The organism is Aliarcobacter lanthieri (genome assembly GCF_013201625.1).
In the GTDB taxonomy this organism is placed as follows: domain Bacteria; phylum Campylobacterota; class Campylobacteria; order Campylobacterales; family Arcobacteraceae; genus Aliarcobacter; species Aliarcobacter lanthieri.
This window is the reverse complement of the sequence record NZ_CP053839.1, coordinates 284,459-302,063: the sequence shown is the minus strand read 5'-3', so window position 1 is coordinate 302,063 and position 17,605 is coordinate 284,459. Positions and strand designations below refer to the sequence as shown.

Below are 17,605 nucleotides of genomic sequence, written 5' to 3'. Positions count from 1 at the left end.
TATATTACATTATTGATTACTTTATAATTACATATAAAATGACTATTACTTAATTAAAATATATAAAAAATTGATTATAAAACCAATACTAAGTAAAATAAGGCAAGTCTTTGTATAATTTAGACTTTTAAAATATATTAAAGGTTAGTTTATGAAACTTATTATAAATGGTCAATCAAAAGAGTTTATAGAAAATTTGACACTACAAGAAATTATTGATAATTTACAAATTACAGATAAAGTTATGGCAGCTGCAGTTAATATGGATATTGTAAAAAAAGACAATTGGAATACATTTAAACCAAAAGAAAATGATGCTATAGAGCTTTTAAATTTTGTTGGTGGGGGATGAATATGAGTAAATTAAAAGGAGATAAAGCTGAAAAAGAAGCTATTCTCTTTTTAAAGAATAATAAATTTGAAATAATAGAAACAAATTTTTATGCAAAGAAAATGGGTGAAATAGATATTATTTCAATTAAAGATGATATTTATTACTTCTTTGAAGTAAAATCTGCTTTAGACTTCGAAACTGCAATATTAAACTTAACAAAACAAAAACTATCAAGAATAAAAAAAAGTGTTGAATATTATATACAAATAAAAAATATTAATTATGCTTTTTGTATTAATGCTATCATAGTAACAGAAAATAAAATAAATATGATTGAAAATATAACTATATAGAATAACCAAAGGTGAAGGTCGCAATAAACACCTTTGGTCTCTCTCCCTAACTATTTTTAATTAGTAGATAAGAATTATAATTTATTTTAATAGCAACAATCTAGCATTTTTCTAAAATTTTAAAATTCTTTATTTAATCTTCCTAATATTAGTTTTTAGATAACATTATAACTTTATCTAAGGAATATTTTTGTACGAAAAAGAGTTAGAATCTATAGAAAAATCAAATCGTCTAAGAAATAGAATAGTTTTTGAAAATAATTTGATTGATTTAGCATCAAATGACTATTTAGGACTTTCTACAAATAAAAAGCTTTTTAAAAAAGCTTATAAAAGAGTTCTAAATAATCATTATTTTAGTCCAAAAGCATCAATGCTTGTAAATGGATACTCCAAAATACATAAAGAGTTTGAAAACAAATTATCTTTATTTAATAATTTTGAAGATGCAATAATAGTAGGAAGTGGATTTTTAGCAAATATTTCTATGATTGAAGCATTAACACGAAAAAGTGATACACTCTTTATTGATGAAGAATATCATGCAAGTGGTATCTTAGCTACAAAACTTTTACATCATTCTCAAGTTATTATTTTTAATCATAATGATGAAAAAGATTTAGAAGAAAAAATCAATACTTGTACAAGGACTGGAAGAAAAATAATAGCCATAGAAGGTGTTTACTCTATGGGTGGAGATTTAGCAAAAAAAGAAATTTTTGATATTGCAGATAAATATAATACTCTTTTAATAGTTGATGAAGCTCATAGCTCTGGAGTTTTAGGTAAAAATCTTTTAGGTATCTTTGATTATTATAATATAAAACCAACAAATAATCATATTAAAATGGGAACTTTAGGAAAAGCTTATGGTTCTTATGGAGCTTATATTCTTGCTTCAAAAAATATTATAAAATTCTTACAAAATAGAGCAAAACCCATTATATATTCAACAGCCCCATCACTTTTTGATACGGCATTAGGACTTGAAAGTCTAAAATATATTCAAAAAAATAAAAAACAATTAAGTCAAAAAATTAAACAAAAATTAACTATAATTCAAAGCTATTTAGGAATAAACTCAAAATCACTAATTATTCCAATTTTAGTAAATGACAATAAAAAAGTGTTGGAGATACAAAAATCTTTAAAACAAAAAGGCTTTTTAGTTGGAGCAATTAGGCAACCAACAGTAAAAAATGCAATAATTAGACTTATAGCAAAAATTGATGTGTCAAATAGTGACTTAATTCAAGTATGCAATGCAATAAAGGAACTCAATGCAAATAAATGATTTAATAAAAGGAAATAAGAAATTTAGAGAAGCAAGATTTTCAGAATATGAAACAGATTTAAAACAATTAGTAAAAACTGGTCAAAAACCAGAAGTTTTATTTATAGGTTGTAGTGATAGTAGAGTAACTCCAGATTTAATGTTAGATACAAAACCAGGAGATTTATTTATATTAAGAAATGTTGGAAATTTTGTACCTCCATACAACCCTGACAATGACTACCATGGAACTTCAGCTGCTATTGAATATGCTGTAAATGTTTTGAATGTAAAACATATAATAGTATGTGGGCATTCACATTGCGGAGCTTGTAAAAGTTTATATCAAGATTTAGAAAATTCTCCTGAACTAACAAATGTAAAAAAATGGTTAGAACTAGGTAAAAAAGCAAAAGAATATACTTTGTTAGCAGCACCAAATAAAGAAGATAAAGAACATATTTATAGAACAACTGAAAAAGTATCGATTGTATATCAAATGGAAAATCTTTTGAGTTTTCCTTATATTGTAGAAAAAATTAAAAATAGTGAGCTTCAAATTCATGGTTGGTATTACAAAATTGAAGATGGAACAATAGATTATTATGATGGTATTGACTGTACATTTAAACCTTTAGAAGATTATAAAAAATGAATTATGAAGTAAGAAAATTACCTAAAAAGACAGTTGTTATAATCTCTATTATTATAATTTTATCATTTGGAATATTTTTTATTTTACAAACATTAAAAACACAAAAGATGAGTGAGATTTTAGTTACTTTAGGACATAAAAATATAGAAAATTTAAAAGTTGTAAATAAACTAAATGTAGAAGATATTCAGACAAGAATAAAAAGTAGTGTATACAAAATAGTTTTTTATGACAAAGATATGCAAAAAAAGTGTATGGGATTTGTTCATCATGAAAAAGATAACTCATATACAAAAGATTTTGATTGTAAGTAGGAAGGTATGGATATTTTAAATAAACTTGAAAGTAATGAACGATTATCTTATGAAGATGGTATAAAACTTTATGATTTTGATCTAATAACTTTGGGTAAATATGCAAATAGAATTAGAGAAGAGAAACATCAAAAGAAAACATACTTTAATATAAACCGCCATATAAATCCAACAAATATCTGTAAAGATGTTTGCCAATTTTGTGCATATAGTGCAAGTAGAAAAAATCCAAATCAATATACTTTGACTCATGAAGAGATTTTAGATATTGTAAAAAACTCTTCAAAAAATGATATAAAAGAAGTTCATATAGTATCTGCACATAATCCACACACTGGACTTCAATGGTATATGGAAATTTTTCAAAAAATAAAAACAAATTTTCCTCATATTCATATAAAGGCTCTAACAGCTGCTGAGATTCATTTTTTAAGTAAACAATATAATTTGAACTATGAAGATATCATAAATACAATGATTAACTATGGTGTAGATTCAATGCCAGGTGGTGGAGCTGAAATATTTGATGAAAAAGTAAGAAAAAGAATTTGTGGAGGGAAAGTTAGTTCTGATCAATGGATAGAAATTCATAAGCTTTGGCATGAAAAAGGAAAAAAAAGTAATGCAACGATGCTTTTTGGTCATATTGAAACAAGAGAACATAGAATTGATCATATGTTAAGACTTAGAAATTTACAAGATATTACAAATGGATTTAATGCTTTTATTCCACTTGTCTTTCAAACTCAAAATAATTATTTAAAAGTAAAAGAACCTGTAACTGCTCATGAGATATTAAAAACTTATGCAATAGCAAGAATTATGCTTGATAATATTCCAAATATAAAAGCATATTGGGCAACTTCAACGGTAAAACTAGCTTTAATTGCTCAAGAATTTGGAGCAAATGATGTAGATGGAACAATAGAAAAAGAATCTATTCAAAGTGCCGCTGGAGCTGCTAGTTCTAAAGGAATTATGCAAAATGAGTTTATAGAGCTTATAAGAAACTCTGGATTTATTCCAGTTGAAAGAGATAGTATTTATAATGAACTAAAAGTTTGGTAAAACTTTTAGTTTTTTAGCTGATTAAACTCTAAAACAAACTCTACTTCTATTCCTAAATCTGTATTTTTCATAACTATTGGATTTGCTAAAGTTATAGAATATAACTCACTATTTATTGCTGTTAATAAATCAAAAAAATCTTTAGGTTCTTTTATTATTGTATTTACACTAAAAGCAAAAACATAAACTTTTGAAGCATCATATCTATCAATAATTTTTATTATTGAGTGTTCTGGAAGTAGTATTTTGAGCTGTTCATTTATACTTTCAACATCAAATTCTTCATCTTGTAAATAGTCTTTTGTAAATACTTTATATGTAACATCTTTTAATTCTAATTCATTCTTAGCAATAACAACTGCTTCAAAATCATTTTGTTGTTTTTCATCAACTTTTTTTGAATCTACGTTTGCATATATAGAATTTAAAGCTAAGTTTAAAAGCTTTAAGCTTTCATCATCTTTTGCAAGAACTTTTAACTCTAAATCATTTGAGTTCAAAGTAAGTTTATTTATCATCAAATTATTTGGAATTGATTTAAAAATAGATTCTATTCTCAACTCTTTCTTACTATTATTTAAAATATGATCAGGAAGTTTGTCTAAAATTATCTCTTTTTTTGCCTCAATCAAATTTAGTTTTAAAGCAATATTTTTAAAATCAATCATACTATATATTTTATATGCACCAAAAAATAATAATGCAAATAAAATTACTAAAAATATATATCTAGGATCTCTTCTTTTTTTCTTTTTTCTAGGTTTTATAAAACTTTTTTGATTTAAATTATCTTGTGAAAGTTTAAATAACTCTTCATCTATATCAATAGTATAATCATCAACTTTTAACATTAATTCTTGACTAATACTAGATAACTGCTCTTTTGTTAGATTACGTAAATTAAAAAGTATTGATACTTTTTGTACAAAAACATCCTTATGTTTTTGATGAAAATCTTTTAATATTTTTTGTAAGAGTTCAATGAGTTCTAAATAATAAAGTTCATCATAAAGCTTTTGCCCTTCTAAATCATCTTGATAAAAATGGCTTCTTCTCACAGCATCAAAAGTTAGTAAATCAACAACTTCATTATAAACTATAACACTATTTTTATCTACAATTAAAATATATGCTCTATTATGATATATAAAAAACAATAGCTCATTTTTAGATTTATGCTTTTGTATATGTAAATTTATAATATGAAAAGCTGAATAAATAAAATCTATTCCCGTTTTAGCAAAATAATTTTGAGTTTCAAATAATGTTGTTTTTAAAACAGCAATATCATATAAATCATTAAAATTTACAATTTCACAATCTTTTATTTTAGAAGACACTGCCTTAGGAACAAGTTTAGTAGTATCACTTAAAAGAATTGTTGAAATATAACTAAAATCATTATCTCTTTGCCAAGTATTTAATTTTTGAACAATATTATCAGGTAATATATCTCCTTCAATTAAAAAAGTAGAATTATCACTACTTTGTTCTTTTGAATTTAAGTATTTTTTGTATTCAATTTTTAGCTGATTATTTTGCTTTACAGCATTGATAAAAAAAGTCTCTTTTTTAAACATAAGCATCCCTAATTATTTTAAAGAATGAACTAACATTCTTTGCTTGATTACATTTTTTGCCTCTTCTACTTCTAAACCTTCTACACTAAAAGATTCACTTACATAGAAATCTATTTTACCAAATGGTTTTGGTAAAACAAATTTATCCCAAGATTTAAACTGCCAGTATTTTGTAGGAATGGCATTAAAACATCTTATATCTTTTCCACTCTTTTGTGAAATTAATACAACTCCATCTGCAATACTATATCTTGGACCTCGTGGACCATCTGGAGTTATTGCTACATCATTACCCAATTTCAACTCTTTCAAAGCATTTATAAACACTTTTGTAGCACCTTTAGAACTAGAACCTCTAATAGCCCCACAATTAAATAAAGATGCTATTTTAGCAATTATTTCTCCATCTCTATTTTCACTAATCATTGCTCTTACATTACCATAGTTTCTAAATTGATGGTAATTAAAAATTTGTGAAAGTAAATCTCCATGCCACATACAAAGTACAAAAGGTTCGTTATTATCTTTTGGATGGTGATAAGTTTTTTTATTTGTAGCATATATAATTTTTACTACCAAATAAAGTAAATATGGTGCAAACTTCTTTTTAAATGATTTCCACATTATTCTACAACTTCGCCTTTTAATGCTGTTCTTGTTGCACTTGTAATTTTAATATCTACAAATTTACCTAATAACTCATCACTACCTTTTGCAAAAACTTGGTAATAATTATCTGTATAACCTGTTACTTCGCCATTTGGTTTAAGACTCTCTACTAAAACATTAAGTGTTTGTCCAACAAGTTTTGGCATTGACTCTTCCAAATATCTCTTATGAATATCTATAAGTTGCGTTAATCTTGAACTTCCAATTTCATCATCTATCTCTTTATCTTTAAACTCTAAAGCTTTTGTACCTGGTCTTGGAGAATATTTAAAATTAAAAATTTGATCAAATTTAACTTGATTTACAACATCTAAAGTATCAAGAAAATCCTCTTGAGTTTCTCCTGGAAAAGCAACAATAATATCTGTTGTAATTCTTAAATCTGGGACTAAATTTCTAAGTTTAGATGCTCTATTTAAAAACCATTCTTTAGTATAACCTCTTCTCATAGCTTTTAAAATGGTAGTAGAGCCACTTTGAAGTGGCATATGAATACATTTTGATATTTTATCATTTCTAGCAAATTCTTCAATGAATTCATCATCCATATGAAGTGGATGAGGAGATGTAAATCTTATTCTTTTTAAACCATCAATTTTTGATATATCTTGTAAAAGTTTAGTGAAACTATATTTTCCTCGCTTATCACTAAACCTTCTTCCATAAGAGTTTACATTTTGTCCTAAAAGCATTACTTCAACAGCACCTTGATTAACTGCTTTTTTTATTTGAGAAACTATCATTTCAGGAGGAATTGATATTTCTTCTCCTCTAGTGCTTGGAACAATGCAGTATGTACACTCTTTATCACAGCCAACTGATATATTAACACTTGTTCTATATTGATTTGACTTTGCAGTTGCAAACTCATATTGTGAATCATCATTTGTTATAGCAACTTCAACTGAACCTTTTATATCAACAACATCTTTTATTTTTGAGATATTTCTAGCTCCTAAAACAAAATCAACGTAAGGTGCTCTTTTTATAATATCTTGTCCTAAATGTGAAGCTGTACATCCACAAACTCCAATTTTTGCACCATCTTTTTTCTTTTTATTAAATTGCCCTATTTCAGAAAATAGTTTTTGAACAGGTTTTTCTCTTACTGAGCAAGTATTTATAATAATTAAATCTGCATCTTCTAGTTTATCAGTTTTTATATAGCCTTTATGTTTTTCAAGTTCTGCTTGAATATGTTGACTATCTGTGTCATTCATCTGACAACCCAAAGTCTGTATAAATAGTTTTTTACTCATATTTTTTAACACTTAATAATTAAAGTGCATGAACCTCATACATATACTCGTCATCAGCTAAACCATATTTTATTTCTCTAAAATAGATGTTGTATCCCTCTTTTTCTAATGCCTCAACCAATGCCATCATATCTTTATGAGAGTTATCTTTATCAAAATAGAAAATTTTTTGCTTATCTTTAGCTAATTCCTCTTTTATCTTCTCTAACTGTACTTTTTTTGGTTTTTCATTTAACTCATTTCTAGCAAGTAATAATTCCATTTATTAAACCTTTTTATTGATAATTAATCGGACATTTTATTCAAAAATTGCTTTAATTTGTATAAAAGGTATTTTTGATATACTATTGTCATAAACTCGCATTGAAAAATCACAATTATCATTTCAATGTTAAAAAAGGGAAAATTATTATGGATAAAATAATAGATATTTTAGACTCTATTGCTTATGAAAAAGGGCTTAAAATTACTGATGTTGAAAATGCATTAAAAGAAGCTTTAATAAAAACTGCACAAAAGATGGTTGACTATTCTTTAATATTTGATGCAACTATTGATAGAACAAATAAAAAGCTAATTCTTCTTCAAAAAATTGAAGTTGTATCAAATGATGATATTAGATTAAATGAAGATACAAAAGATAAAGAAGGTAATCTTATAAATAAAGAAAATTTCATAAATATTGATGATGCAAAAAATATAAATGCTGATTTAGATATAGGTGATTTTGTAAGTTATGAATTAGAGTTTGAAAATATGGGAAGAAATGCTGCAACTATTTTATCTAGCAACTTTGAATATAGACTTCAAAGATTTGTTGAAGAAAATGTTTTATCAAAATATAAAGAAAAAATAGGGAAAACTGTTTCAGGAGTTGTAACAAGAATTGATAAAAATGATAGTACATATATTGAAATTGGTGAAATTAAAGGTGTATTGCAAAGAAAAAATAGAATTAAAGGTGAAAACTTTAAAGTTGGAGATACTTTAAATGCAGTTGTAAAATCTGTAAATATAGATAAAACTTTAGGACTTATTGTTGAATTATCAAGAACAAGTCCTAAATTTTTAGAAAACCTTTTAACATTAGAAGTTCCAGAATTAAAAGATGAAAAAATCATTATTGAAGCAAGTGCTAGAATACCAGGAACTAGATCAAAAATTGCTCTTACGACTACAAGTCCTCAAATAGATGCAATTGGAGCAATTGTAGGAGTAAAAGGAGTAAGAATAAACTCTGTTTCAAGCCAATTAAATAATGAAAGCATAGATTGTATTGAATATTCAAGTATTCCAGAAATGTTTATAGCAAGAGCATTATCTCCAGCAATAGTAAATAGTGTAAAAATAGAATTTGCCCCAAAAGGAAATGATAAAGGAAAAGCTGTTGTTACAATATTTAGTGATCAAAAATCAAAAGCTATAGGAAAAGCTGGGCTTAATATTAGACTTGCTTCTATGCTTACAAAATATGATATAGAGTTAATTGAAATTGAATCTAAAAAAGATATTTCAAATGTAAATAATATTGAGAATGAAGTAAAATCAAGTGATGCTTCATCATTAGAGGCACTATTTAAGTAAAATGAAAAAGATTTATATTTATGATTCATCAAAAAAAGAAAAAGTAGAATTTCATTCAATAAAACCTAATATTGCAAAAATATATGTTTGTGGACCAACTGTTTATGATGATTCACACTTAGGACATGCAAGAAGTGCTATTGCTTTTGATTTACTTCACAGAGTTTTAAAAGCAAACTCTTATGAAGTTATTATGACAAAAAATTTTACTGATATTGATGATAAAATTATAAAAAAAATGAATGAAAGTGGTAAAACATTAAAAGAAATTACAAACTTTTATATAAATGCTTATAAAAATGATATGAACTCTTTAAATATTTTACCAAATTCTATAGAACCAAAAGCAACTGAAAATCTTGAAGCTATGAAAGAGATGATAGAAAATTTACTTTCAAAAGATATTGCATATAAAACAAGTGATAGTATTTATTTTGATATCTCAAAAGATAAAGAGTATGGAACTTTATCAAAAAAAGTAAATGATGAAAATACAATTGCAAGAGTTGAAATAAACAAAGAAAAAAGGAATAATGCTGATTTTGCTCTATGGAAATTTGAAAAGATAGATGATGTAAGTTTTGATTCAAATTTTGGAAGAGGTCGTCCAGGATGGCATATTGAATGTAGTGCGATGATTGATAAACATTTAGCTTATAAGAATGAAACTTTTCAAATAGACATTCATGCTGGTGGAGCTGATTTACTATTTCCTCATCATGAGAATGAAGCTAGTCAAACAAGATGTGCAACAAAACAACATTTAGCAAAATATTGGATGCATAATGGTTTTGTAAATATAAATGGTGAAAAAATGAGTAAATCATTGGGAAACTCATTTTTTTTAAAAGATGTTTTAAATTCTTATAGTGGTGAAGTTATAAGATTTTATCTACTTTCTACTCACTATCGAGCAAATTTAAACTTTAATGAAGAAGATTTGATAGCTTCAAAAAAAAGACTTGATAAGCTTTATAGACTAAAAAAAAGAGTTTATGCCATTGATGGTTCAAATATAAATAAAGATTTTGAATCAAACATCTTAAATGCTTTAAATGATGACTTAAATACTTCTATTGTACTTTCTTTAATTGATGAAATGATAAACAATGGAAATGATAAATTAGATTTAAATCAAAAAGATAAAAACTTAAAAAAAGAATTAGTTTCAAATATAGAGTTTATTGAATATGTTTTAGGAGTTGGTGGAAGTGATGCTTACTCATATTTTCAATTTGGAATAGATGACAAAACTAAAACTAATATAGAAGAGTTGATTATTCAAAGAGATGAAGCTAAAAAACAAAGAGATTTTATAAAAGCAGATAGCATTAGAAATGAGTTGTCAAAACTTGGGATTTCTTTAATGGATACAATTAATGGAACAGTTTGGGAAAAACTATAGTTTTTCTTTAAACTCTTCTAGAAGTAATTTTGGCATTATCTTAGCAATATCTTTAAAATCATATTCAAAACTTTTTACTACTACTTTATATAATTTATGATATTTATACTTTTTATGCCAACTTTCTTCTTTATCTTCATATATATTATAGTATTCAAAACGCAATTTTAAAGCCGTTGTCAGTTTGTCTTTCAATATTAAACCTATTTAAATGAAAAAAGGGAAGAAGATTAAATCTTCTTCCCTTTATATATCCTTATAAATTATTATAAGAATGTTCTTGCGTAAGCAGTATCTGTGATATTTTTTGTATCAACAATATATGGAACTAATGCCATATGTCTTGCTCTTTTAATAGCTTTTTCTACCATCTCTTGAGCATTTTTAGAATTTCCAGTAAGTCTTCTAGGCATAATTTTACCTCTTTCACTCATTGAAATTTTTAATAATTCAGTATTTTTATAGTCAATAAACTCAACTTTCATCTCTGTATATTTACAAGATTTTTTTCCGTATTTTCTTCTTTCTGCCATAATTATCTCCCTTTATTTCTAAAACGGTATTTCGTCATCGATATCAATTTCAGGAATATTTTGCACAACTCTTGGTTTTTGTTGTTCTCTTCCTGCACCATTATATTCATTGTTATATGAAGGATTAGGTTCATTGTACTGATTTTGCATAGGTTGATTATAACTACTTCCTTGCTCTGATGTACCTTTTGAATCAAGCATTTTCATCTCATCAACTCTCAAAGAGTGTCTACTTCTTGTAGTTCCATCTTGTGCAGTCCATTGCTCAAATACAAGTCTTCCTTCTAATAAAACTTTAGAACCTTTTTTTAAGTATTGATTAGCAACCTCAGCTGCTCTTCCAAACATATTAAAATCTAAAAAACAAACTTCTTCTTTTTGTTCACCAGTTTGTGATTTAAATCTAAAAGATGTTGCAATAGCACTTTTCGCTAAAGCTGAACCAGATGGTAAATATCTCAATTCTATATCTCTAGTTAAGTTTCCAACCATAATTACTTTATTATACATTTAAAGGCTCCTTATTAAAGTGTTACTTTGCAGCTTTTTTTAAAGCCTCATCACTCATTTTTGTCCAAGAAGCAATCTCTTTTTTAGTTTCATATTTAATGAAAATAAATCTGATTAATTCTTCATTATTTCTATAATTTCTTTCAATTTCAGCAATTGAAGCTGCTGGTGCTTTAAAATAGATTACATAATAGTAACCTCTTTTACATCTTTCAATTTCGTATGCTAACTCTCTAATTCCAATATTATCAGTTGCAACAATTTCAGCTCCATTTTTTTCAAATAGTGCTTTAACACCTTCAAGTTGTGCTACAGTTTCTTCTTCAGTTAATGTAGGCTTTAAAATAAACATTGTTTCATAATGTTTTAATTTAGACATTCGTTCTCCTTATAGATTGTGCCGATTTTCTTTACATTTCCTAGACCTATCAGCAAGGATTAATTTTTTTGTAAAGTTTGTGATTTTATCTAAATAAAACTATAAATTTTCTTAAACTTGCTTGTAAATATAGATTAATATTATCTATTTTTGAAGTTTTCATCTCTAATTCTAAATTTAAAATAAACTCTAACATCTTTAAAAACTGTTTTGGTTTTATGTTTATTGCTAGTTTTGATTTAGCTTCCCAAATATGTTTTGGTGGATTATAACCCAAAATTTCAACTGGATTTACAACAGCATAAAGTCTTGCATTAGAACTAATCATAAATAGTTGTTGAATAAAAGATGCAATTTGATTTAAAATAAAAATCTCATTCATTCCCTCTTCTAGTAGTCTTGCTATATCTTCACTAATATCTTTGAAACTAAGTAAATTTTGTAAAAACTCATCAAAATTTACACTTCCAACACCAAAACAATGCAAATCAACAGTTTTTATAGTAATCTTTTCATCAAGAATAGCTAATTTATTTAAATCATTTGCACTTAAACTTAAATCTTGTCTATGCATAAAATATAAATGACTTAAAGCTCCTTCTTCATAATCTACTTTCAATCTTCTTGCTTCATTTTGTAAAAAACCTATAGCTTCACTATTATTTAATGCAAAAAATCTAATAGAACAAGCATTGTTTTTTAAACTAAAACTACTCTCCATAGATTTAAATTCACTATCTCCCATACAAGCAAGAATTAAAGTACTATCTTTATTTGTATTACAAGCTTCAACTAATGAATCAAGCTCTTTTTTTGGTATTTTTTTATCTATTTTTATTAATAATACATTATTTGTAGTAAATAGTGATGATTGTAACAATCTATCTTTTGAATATTTAAAATTATACTCTTCGAAATATAATTTTTCTATCTCATCACCATTAGCAACAAGTTGTGCAACTAAAGATGAGTATTGTTCAATTAGAAATGTAGATTGCCCATAAAACATATATGCATCAAATTTTTTATTTTGTTTTAGATATTTATCAAATTCATTTTTATACATAAATAAAATATTATCCTAAGTTTTCTTTTATTATAATTTTATTATTTTTAATTAAGGGGTTTTTATGTACAAAATAGTTCTTCCTATCTTAGGTTTTGAAAATGTTTCAAGCTTAGAAGTTGAAAAAGTTGATGAGTTTTTCTCATTTTTAAAATTAGATGGAAACACGAAGATATCTATCATAAATATTAAAGCTTTAAATAAAGTATCATTTGATTTTATTATAGATCAATCTAGTTTAGAAAAATTAAAAATAAGTTCAAAAGATGATTTTGACACTTATTTTATAGTTGTTTCTCAAGACCCAGTAGAACATTCAATTGTAAACTTAGTTGCTCCAATTTTTATAAATGAAAAAGAAAAACTAGTTGGACAATATGTTACAAGTGAACAAGTTGAGCCATATTTAGCTTCTTTAAATAAATGCGTACATTTATAAAATAGTTGCAACAATCACTTTAGTTGCAATATTAGCAGAAATTATTTTCACCTTTATTTTTGAAAATAGTTTCTGTGCTTTATAATTTTCTAAAACTACTTTTAGCCCAACCATTTTGTCATAACAAACTGCTTTAGCTCTTTGTGTATCTACTATTTTTACTTTTAGCTCTATTCCAATATTATTATTTGCCCATCTTGCATATTTTCTATCCTCAAAATCCCAAACTATTTGATCTATTTTTCTCTCTTGATTAGAAATATGTAAACATATATCATCTATATCTTTTGGAATTTGTTTTGACTTTAATATACGATGAAGAACTAAATCAGAATACCTTCGGATAGGACTTGTGAAATGAGCATATGAAGAAAATCCTAAACCAAAATGTCCTAAATTCTTTGAAGAATATTTTGCTTGAGTTAAACTTTGGATTATAAGTTCATCTACTTCATTACTCAAAAGTACTTTTTTTGCCTCTTCTTGAATATGTAAAATTGTGCTATTAACACTATCTTGAAGTTTTGCTTTCACCCCTAAAATATTTACATCATCAACTAATTTTGAAATATTTTTAAAAGATGGTTCTTCATGAATTCTAAAAATTCCAATATTTCCAACTTTTCTACTAGCTTCAATATTTGCTTGTAACATACATTCCTCTACTAATTGATGAGAAGCGGTTGAAGTTTCAACTTCTACACTTTGTAGAAGATGGTTTTTAAGTTTTAACCTATTCTCTTGTGTTCTAAAATCAAAACCTTTTTTTAATCTTTTTTGTCTAAATGTTTTGGTAACCTCATAAAGTGGTAATAAATAATCAAAAATCTCTTTTTCTAAATTTGTATAAGTATCAAAGTATCCATCAATAACTCTATCAATTCTTCCATAGGAGAAATTTCTATGAGATTTTATAATAGCTTCAAAAAGTTCGGATTTTTTAACACTTAAATTTTTTAAATCTAATACTAATTTAAAAACAAAAGCATATCTAGTTTCTTGTTCTTTCAGTGAACAAAGATTTTCACTTAAAATTGGAGGTAACATTGGTAAAGTTCTCGAAGCTAAATATATAGTTGAAGATTTTCTATATGCTAATTTATCTAAATCACTATTTTCTTTTACAAAAAATGAAACATCAGCTATTGCTACATATAAAGTTGCATTTTCAACATCATAATATATTGCATCATCATGATCTTTTGCACTATTTGGATCAATAGTACAAAATGGTAAAGTTGTTAAATCTACTCTTTGTTTTTCATCATTCATAAAAGCTTCTGGTTCAATTTTTATTTCATCTCTGTAATTCTCACCATTTAAATATAAAGAGATAAATTCATCTATTTTAGGCTCATCTAAATTCCCAATAAATTTAATTTCTTCAAACTCTTTATTATCTATTATTACTACATCATTATCTTTGTAATTTATTGCTTTATTACTTTTTAATTCTATATGCTCTTTTAGTGTATAAAAATTTTTATTTGATACATAAACTAAAATTTCAGTTTTTTTACCTTCAAGAATTTTTACTATTTTTGCTTTTGTTTTACTTCTTGGATTAAAAATCCTTTTTGCTAAAACCAAATCGTTATCAAATGCCCCATTTAGCTTATTTAATTCAATTTTTACATTCTTTAATGGGCTTATTAAATCTTCTAAAACAGCAAAGTTTTTTTCAATTTTTAAAGTTGCTATTTTATATTTAGAGTTTATTTCATAATGTTCATCTACTTTTATTACAATTTCATCTTTTATAAATTTTTCTAACTCTTTTTTTTCATTATTTGAAAAATTACTAATATTTGTTTGTATTTTTATAAATAAATCTTTTAACAATTTTATATCCTTTTTATATTTGTTTATATTGTAGTAGTTTAAATCTTATATTTAGTTAGCTTTTTGTATAATCTTTTTAAATTTTTCAAAAAATAGAGGATAAGATATGGCAATAAATGTATTCTATGACAAAGATTGTAATGTAGAGTTAATCAAATCAAAAAAAGTTGCAATGATTGGTTTTGGTTCTCAAGGACACGCACATGCTGAAAATTTAAGAGATAGTGGTGTTGAAGTTGTTGTTGGATTAAGAAAAGATGGTTCTTCTTGGAAAAAAGCAGAAGCTAAAGGTTTTAAAGTTTTAACTGTTTCTGAAGCTACAAAACTTGCTGATTTAGTTATGATACTTTTACCAGATGAAAATCAAGCTGAAATCTATGAAAATGAAATTAAACCAAATTTAAAAGAAGGTGCTTACTTGGCATTTGGTCATGGATTTAACATTCACTATAAAAGAATTATTCCTTGTTCAAAAACAAATGTTTTAATGATTGCACCAAAAGCTCCAGGACATACTGTAAGAAATGAGTTTACAAAAGGTGGAGGAATTCCAGATTTAATTGCTGTTCACCAAGACCCAAGTGGTGATACAAAACAAGTTGCTTTAGCATATGCAAGTGCAATTGGTGGAGGAAGAACAGGAATCATTGAAACAACTTTCAAAAATGAAACTGAAACAGATTTATTTGGAGAGCAAGCTGTATTATGTGGTGGAGCAACTGCATTAGTTCAAGCTGGATTTGAAACTTTAGTTGAAGCTGGTTATGAACCAGAAATGGCTTATTTTGAATGTTTACATGAATTAAAATTAATTGTTGATTTAATGTATGAAGGTGGAATAGCTGATATGAGATATTCTATTTCTAATACTGCTGAATATGGAGATTATGTATCAGGACCTAGAGTTATCAATGATGAATCAAGACAAGCAATGAAACAAATCTTAAAAGAGATTCAAAATGGAGTATTTGCAAAAGACTTTATCCTTGAAGGACAAGCTGGATACCCAAGAATGAATGCTGAAAGAGCATTAACTAAAGCTTCACTATTAGAGCAAACAGGTGCTAAATTAAGAAAAATGATGCCTTGGATTGCAGCTAAAAAAATAGTAAATCAAGAAACTAACTAAATATTTTAAGAGCCTTTGCTCTTAAAATGTACTTTTAATTTATGACTAAAAAAATTAGAAAAAAAAGAAAGATATCCCCAATAAGAAGAGTTCTTAGAAAAAAGAACTTAGCTAAAAACTTTATCATTATACTACTATTCGTTTTATCATTTTTAGCTGTTGGTTATTTCTTTTTTGATAAAGATATGAAAGAAATAAGAATTGAAAAAAATGACAATATATTAAAAGAACAAAAAACATATTCAAATCAAGAGGTGATGGAAGAAGTTTTATCAAATATAAACCTACCTAAAAAACAAGTTTTAATAGATACTATAAAAAAATTAGATGAAAAAGAAGAATATGAAGAAAACTTAAAAAAAGATATAAAAGATGATATATTCAAAAAAGTTGAAGAAATAGAAAAAAAAGAATCTAAAGAACAACAAAAATATATAGAAACTCAAGAAGAACCTAATCCTGAAATTAAAGAAGAAATAATCAAAGAAAATAATCAAAAAAAAGAAATTAATACAACAATTACAACAAAAAAAGATAAATATAAACACAATTTAAATGATAAACCAAAACTTGTAATTATTATAGATGATGTAGTAACAAAAACTCAAAAAGAAAAAATATTAAATATAGGATACCCTATAACAATGTCTTTATTACCTCCTACAAAAGGGCATCCTAATTCTGCAAAAATTGCACAAAATTTACCTTTATATATGATACATTTTCCATTACAAGCTTCAAGTGGATTTAAAAATTTTGAAGATAATACTTTAAATATTACAGATTCTTATGAAGTAATAGAAAAAAGAGTAAAACAACTTCGAGAGTGGTATCCAAAAGCAATTTATACAAATAATCATACAGGTTCAGTATTTACTGAAAATTATAAAGCAATGGATAATCTTTTTAAAGCTTTAAAAAAATATAATTTTATTTTTGTAGATAGTAAAACTTCTGTAAATTCAGTAGCAAAAGAACTAACAGTAAAATATGAAATCCCATATATAGTAAGAGATACTTTTTTAGATAATGATAGAAATTTTGCTTCTATTCAAAATCAATTAAAATCAGCTGTAAAAATAGCAAAAAAACAAGGATATGCAATAGCTATTGGGCATCCTTATGAGATTACATTTAAAGTTCTAAAAGAGTCAAAACATCTATTAAATGATATTGAACCAATATTTATAAATCAGCTTCCCTATCTTTAGGA

At 25.6% G+C, this 17,605-nt stretch carries 21 protein-coding genes; 11 read left to right on the top strand and 10 right to left on the bottom strand.

Going from position 1 to position 17,605, the window contains the following annotated elements; all coding sequences use genetic code 11:
* Positions 1-151 precede the first annotated feature (151 nt).
* The 6 genes from thiS to mqnE all read left to right on the top strand — a co-directional run bounded on the left by thiS (position 152) and on the right by mqnE (position 3,997).
* Positions 152-352 carry a sulfur carrier protein ThiS gene (thiS, locus tag ALANTH_RS01540; RefSeq protein ID WP_026803097.1) on the top strand — a complete coding sequence of 67 codons (201 nt, stop codon included), beginning with the start codon at positions 152-154 and terminating at the stop codon, positions 350-352.
* A 2-nt stretch (positions 353-354) separates the two neighbouring features.
* Positions 355-687, top strand: coding sequence for a YraN family protein (locus ALANTH_RS01535; RefSeq protein WP_026807277.1), 333 nt, complete (start codon positions 355-357; stop codon positions 685-687).
* A 190-nt stretch (positions 688-877) separates the two neighbouring features.
* Positions 878-1,981, top strand: coding sequence for an aminotransferase class I/II-fold pyridoxal phosphate-dependent enzyme (locus ALANTH_RS01530; RefSeq protein ID WP_026807276.1), 1,104 nt, complete (start codon positions 878-880; stop codon positions 1,979-1,981).
* Positions 1,968-2,615 carry a carbonic anhydrase gene (locus tag ALANTH_RS01525; RefSeq protein ID WP_026803094.1) on the top strand — a complete coding sequence of 216 codons (648 nt, stop codon included), beginning with the start codon at positions 1,968-1,970 and terminating at the stop codon, positions 2,613-2,615. The genes ALANTH_RS01530 and ALANTH_RS01525 overlap by 14 nt, the downstream gene beginning before the upstream one ends.
* Entirely contained in the window at positions 2,612-2,929 is a 318-nt protein-coding gene (locus ALANTH_RS01520; protein ID WP_026803093.1) for a hypothetical protein, read from the top strand. Before ALANTH_RS01525 ends, ALANTH_RS01520 begins: the two co-directional genes overlap by 4 nt.
* 6 nt (positions 2,930-2,935) lie before the next feature.
* On the top strand, positions 2,936-3,997 hold the full coding sequence (gene mqnE, locus ALANTH_RS01515; RefSeq protein WP_026807275.1) for an aminofutalosine synthase MqnE: 1,062 nt from the start codon (positions 2,936-2,938) through the stop codon (positions 3,995-3,997).
* 5 nt (positions 3,998-4,002) lie between these two features.
* On the opposite strand, the gene ALANTH_RS01510 is transcribed toward mqnE, so the two are convergent.
* The 4 genes from ALANTH_RS01510 to ALANTH_RS01495 are packed head-to-tail and all read right to left on the bottom strand — an operon-like array spanning position 4,003 to position 7,767.
* Positions 4,003-5,577 (bottom strand): hypothetical protein, encoded by a 1,575-nt coding sequence (locus ALANTH_RS01510; RefSeq protein WP_026803091.1) that lies wholly within the window; start codon positions 5,575-5,577, stop codon positions 4,003-4,005.
* 12 nt (positions 5,578-5,589) lie between these two features.
* Entirely contained in the window at positions 5,590-6,201 is a 612-nt protein-coding gene (locus ALANTH_RS01505) for a lysophospholipid acyltransferase family protein (protein WP_026803090.1), read from the bottom strand.
* Positions 6,201-7,505 (bottom strand): tRNA (N6-isopentenyl adenosine(37)-C2)-methylthiotransferase MiaB, encoded by a 1,305-nt coding sequence (gene miaB, locus ALANTH_RS01500; RefSeq protein WP_026803089.1) that lies wholly within the window; start codon positions 7,503-7,505, stop codon positions 6,201-6,203. The genes ALANTH_RS01505 and miaB overlap by 1 nt, the downstream gene beginning before the upstream one ends.
* A 19-nt stretch (positions 7,506-7,524) precedes the next feature.
* Positions 7,525-7,767, bottom strand: a complete 243-nt coding sequence (locus tag ALANTH_RS01495; protein WP_026803088.1) for an HP0268 family nuclease — start codon at positions 7,765-7,767, stop codon at positions 7,525-7,527.
* A 149-nt stretch (positions 7,768-7,916) separates the two neighbouring features.
* Here ALANTH_RS01495 and nusA point away from each other — a divergent pair, with 149 nt between their 5' ends.
* Together nusA and cysS are read left to right on the top strand one after the other, a co-directional pair.
* Positions 7,917-9,089 (top strand): transcription termination factor NusA, encoded by a 1,173-nt coding sequence (gene nusA / locus ALANTH_RS01490; RefSeq protein ID WP_026803087.1) that lies wholly within the window; start codon positions 7,917-7,919, stop codon positions 9,087-9,089.
* Position 9,090: 1 nt separating this feature from the next.
* Positions 9,091-10,494 (top strand): cysteine--tRNA ligase, encoded by a 1,404-nt coding sequence (gene cysS, locus ALANTH_RS01485; RefSeq protein ID WP_029888276.1) that lies wholly within the window; start codon positions 9,091-9,093, stop codon positions 10,492-10,494.
* Here cysS and ALANTH_RS01480 read toward each other — a convergent pair.
* The 5 genes from ALANTH_RS01480 to holA form a co-directional block, all read right to left on the bottom strand.
* Entirely contained in the window at positions 10,489-10,659 is a 171-nt protein-coding gene (locus ALANTH_RS01480; RefSeq protein ID WP_228282873.1) for a hypothetical protein, read from the bottom strand. The genes cysS and ALANTH_RS01480 overlap by 6 nt on opposite strands.
* 101 nt (positions 10,660-10,760) lie before the next feature.
* The gene (gene rpsR, locus ALANTH_RS01475) at positions 10,761-11,027 is read right to left on the bottom strand and encodes a 30S ribosomal protein S18 (protein ID WP_026803084.1); all 267 of its coding nucleotides are present in this window, start codon (positions 11,025-11,027) and stop codon (positions 10,761-10,763) included.
* Positions 11,028-11,045: 18 nt separating this feature from the next.
* Positions 11,046-11,537 carry a single-stranded DNA-binding protein gene (gene ssb, locus ALANTH_RS01470; protein WP_026807272.1) on the bottom strand — a complete coding sequence of 164 codons (492 nt, stop codon included), beginning with the start codon at positions 11,535-11,537 and terminating at the stop codon, positions 11,046-11,048.
* Between the two features lie 22 nt (positions 11,538-11,559).
* Positions 11,560-11,916, bottom strand: a complete 357-nt coding sequence (gene rpsF / locus ALANTH_RS01465) for a 30S ribosomal protein S6 (protein ID WP_026803082.1) — start codon at positions 11,914-11,916, stop codon at positions 11,560-11,562.
* An 85-nt stretch (positions 11,917-12,001) separates the two neighbouring features.
* Positions 12,002-12,982: a DNA polymerase III subunit delta gene (gene holA, locus ALANTH_RS01460; RefSeq protein WP_026807271.1), complete on the bottom strand. Its 981-nt coding sequence runs from the start codon at positions 12,980-12,982 to the stop codon at positions 12,002-12,004.
* A 64-nt stretch (positions 12,983-13,046) separates the two neighbouring features.
* Here holA and fliW point away from each other — a divergent pair, with 64 nt between their 5' ends.
* The gene (fliW, locus tag ALANTH_RS01455; RefSeq protein ID WP_026803080.1) at positions 13,047-13,421 is read left to right on the top strand and encodes a flagellar assembly protein FliW; all 375 of its coding nucleotides are present in this window, start codon (positions 13,047-13,049) and stop codon (positions 13,419-13,421) included.
* Here the strand turns inward: fliW and ALANTH_RS01450 are convergent.
* Positions 13,416-15,263, bottom strand: coding sequence for an RNB domain-containing ribonuclease (locus ALANTH_RS01450; RefSeq protein ID WP_026807270.1), 1,848 nt, complete (start codon positions 15,261-15,263; stop codon positions 13,416-13,418). The two genes, fliW and ALANTH_RS01450, sit on opposite strands and share 6 nt — an antisense overlap.
* Positions 15,264-15,369: 106 nt before the next feature.
* Between ALANTH_RS01450 and ilvC the strand changes: the two genes are divergently transcribed.
* Both ilvC and ALANTH_RS01440 read left to right on the top strand, forming a co-directional pair.
* Positions 15,370-16,392 (top strand): ketol-acid reductoisomerase, encoded by a 1,023-nt coding sequence (gene ilvC / locus ALANTH_RS01445; RefSeq protein ID WP_026803078.1) that lies wholly within the window; start codon positions 15,370-15,372, stop codon positions 16,390-16,392.
* 41 nt (positions 16,393-16,433) lie between these two features.
* Complete coding sequence (locus ALANTH_RS01440) at positions 16,434-17,603, top strand: divergent polysaccharide deacetylase family protein (protein ID WP_026807269.1); 1,170 nt, start codon at positions 16,434-16,436, stop codon at positions 17,601-17,603.
* The last annotated feature ends 2 nt before the right edge of the window (positions 17,604-17,605 follow it).

What these genes read in the sequence shown, in the direction of transcription:
- thiS (WP_026803097.1), top strand. Translation starts at nt 152, where the DNA reads ATGAAACTTATTATAAATGGTCAATCAAAAGAGTTTATAGAAAATTTG.
- ALANTH_RS01535 (WP_026807277.1), top strand. Translation starts at nt 355, where the DNA reads ATGAGTAAATTAAAAGGAGATAAAGCTGAAAAAGAAGCTATTCTCTTT.
- ALANTH_RS01525 (WP_026803094.1), top strand. Translation starts at nt 1,968, where the DNA reads ATGCAAATAAATGATTTAATAAAAGGAAATAAGAAATTTAGAGAAGCA.
- ALANTH_RS01520 (WP_026803093.1), top strand. Translation starts at nt 2,612, where the DNA reads ATGAATTATGAAGTAAGAAAATTACCTAAAAAGACAGTTGTTATAATC.
- mqnE (WP_026807275.1), top strand. Translation starts at nt 2,936, where the DNA reads ATGGATATTTTAAATAAACTTGAAAGTAATGAACGATTATCTTATGAA.
- ALANTH_RS01510 (WP_026803091.1), bottom strand. Translation starts at nt 5,577, where the DNA reads ATGTTTAAAAAAGAGACTTTTTTTATCAATGCTGTAAAGCAAAATAAT.
- ALANTH_RS01505 (WP_026803090.1), bottom strand. Translation starts at nt 6,201, where the DNA reads ATGTGGAAATCATTTAAAAAGAAGTTTGCACCATATTTACTTTATTTG.
- miaB (WP_026803089.1), bottom strand. Translation starts at nt 7,505, where the DNA reads ATGAGTAAAAAACTATTTATACAGACTTTGGGTTGTCAGATGAATGAC.
- ALANTH_RS01495 (WP_026803088.1), bottom strand. Translation starts at nt 7,767, where the DNA reads ATGGAATTATTACTTGCTAGAAATGAGTTAAATGAAAAACCAAAAAAA.
- nusA (WP_026803087.1), top strand. Translation starts at nt 7,917, where the DNA reads ATGGATAAAATAATAGATATTTTAGACTCTATTGCTTATGAAAAAGGG.
- cysS (WP_029888276.1), top strand. Translation starts at nt 9,091, where the DNA reads ATGAAAAAGATTTATATTTATGATTCATCAAAAAAAGAAAAAGTAGAA.
- rpsR (WP_026803084.1), bottom strand. Translation starts at nt 11,027, where the DNA reads ATGGCAGAAAGAAGAAAATACGGAAAAAAATCTTGTAAATATACAGAG.
- ssb (WP_026807272.1), bottom strand. Translation starts at nt 11,537, where the DNA reads ATGTATAATAAAGTAATTATGGTTGGAAACTTAACTAGAGATATAGAA.
- rpsF (WP_026803082.1), bottom strand. Translation starts at nt 11,916, where the DNA reads ATGTCTAAATTAAAACATTATGAAACAATGTTTATTTTAAAGCCTACA.
- holA (WP_026807271.1), bottom strand. Translation starts at nt 12,982, where the DNA reads ATGTATAAAAATGAATTTGATAAATATCTAAAACAAAATAAAAAATTT.
- fliW (WP_026803080.1), top strand. Translation starts at nt 13,047, where the DNA reads ATGTACAAAATAGTTCTTCCTATCTTAGGTTTTGAAAATGTTTCAAGC.
- ilvC (WP_026803078.1), top strand. Translation starts at nt 15,370, where the DNA reads ATGGCAATAAATGTATTCTATGACAAAGATTGTAATGTAGAGTTAATC.
- ALANTH_RS01440 (WP_026807269.1), top strand. Translation starts at nt 16,434, where the DNA reads ATGACTAAAAAAATTAGAAAAAAAAGAAAGATATCCCCAATAAGAAGA.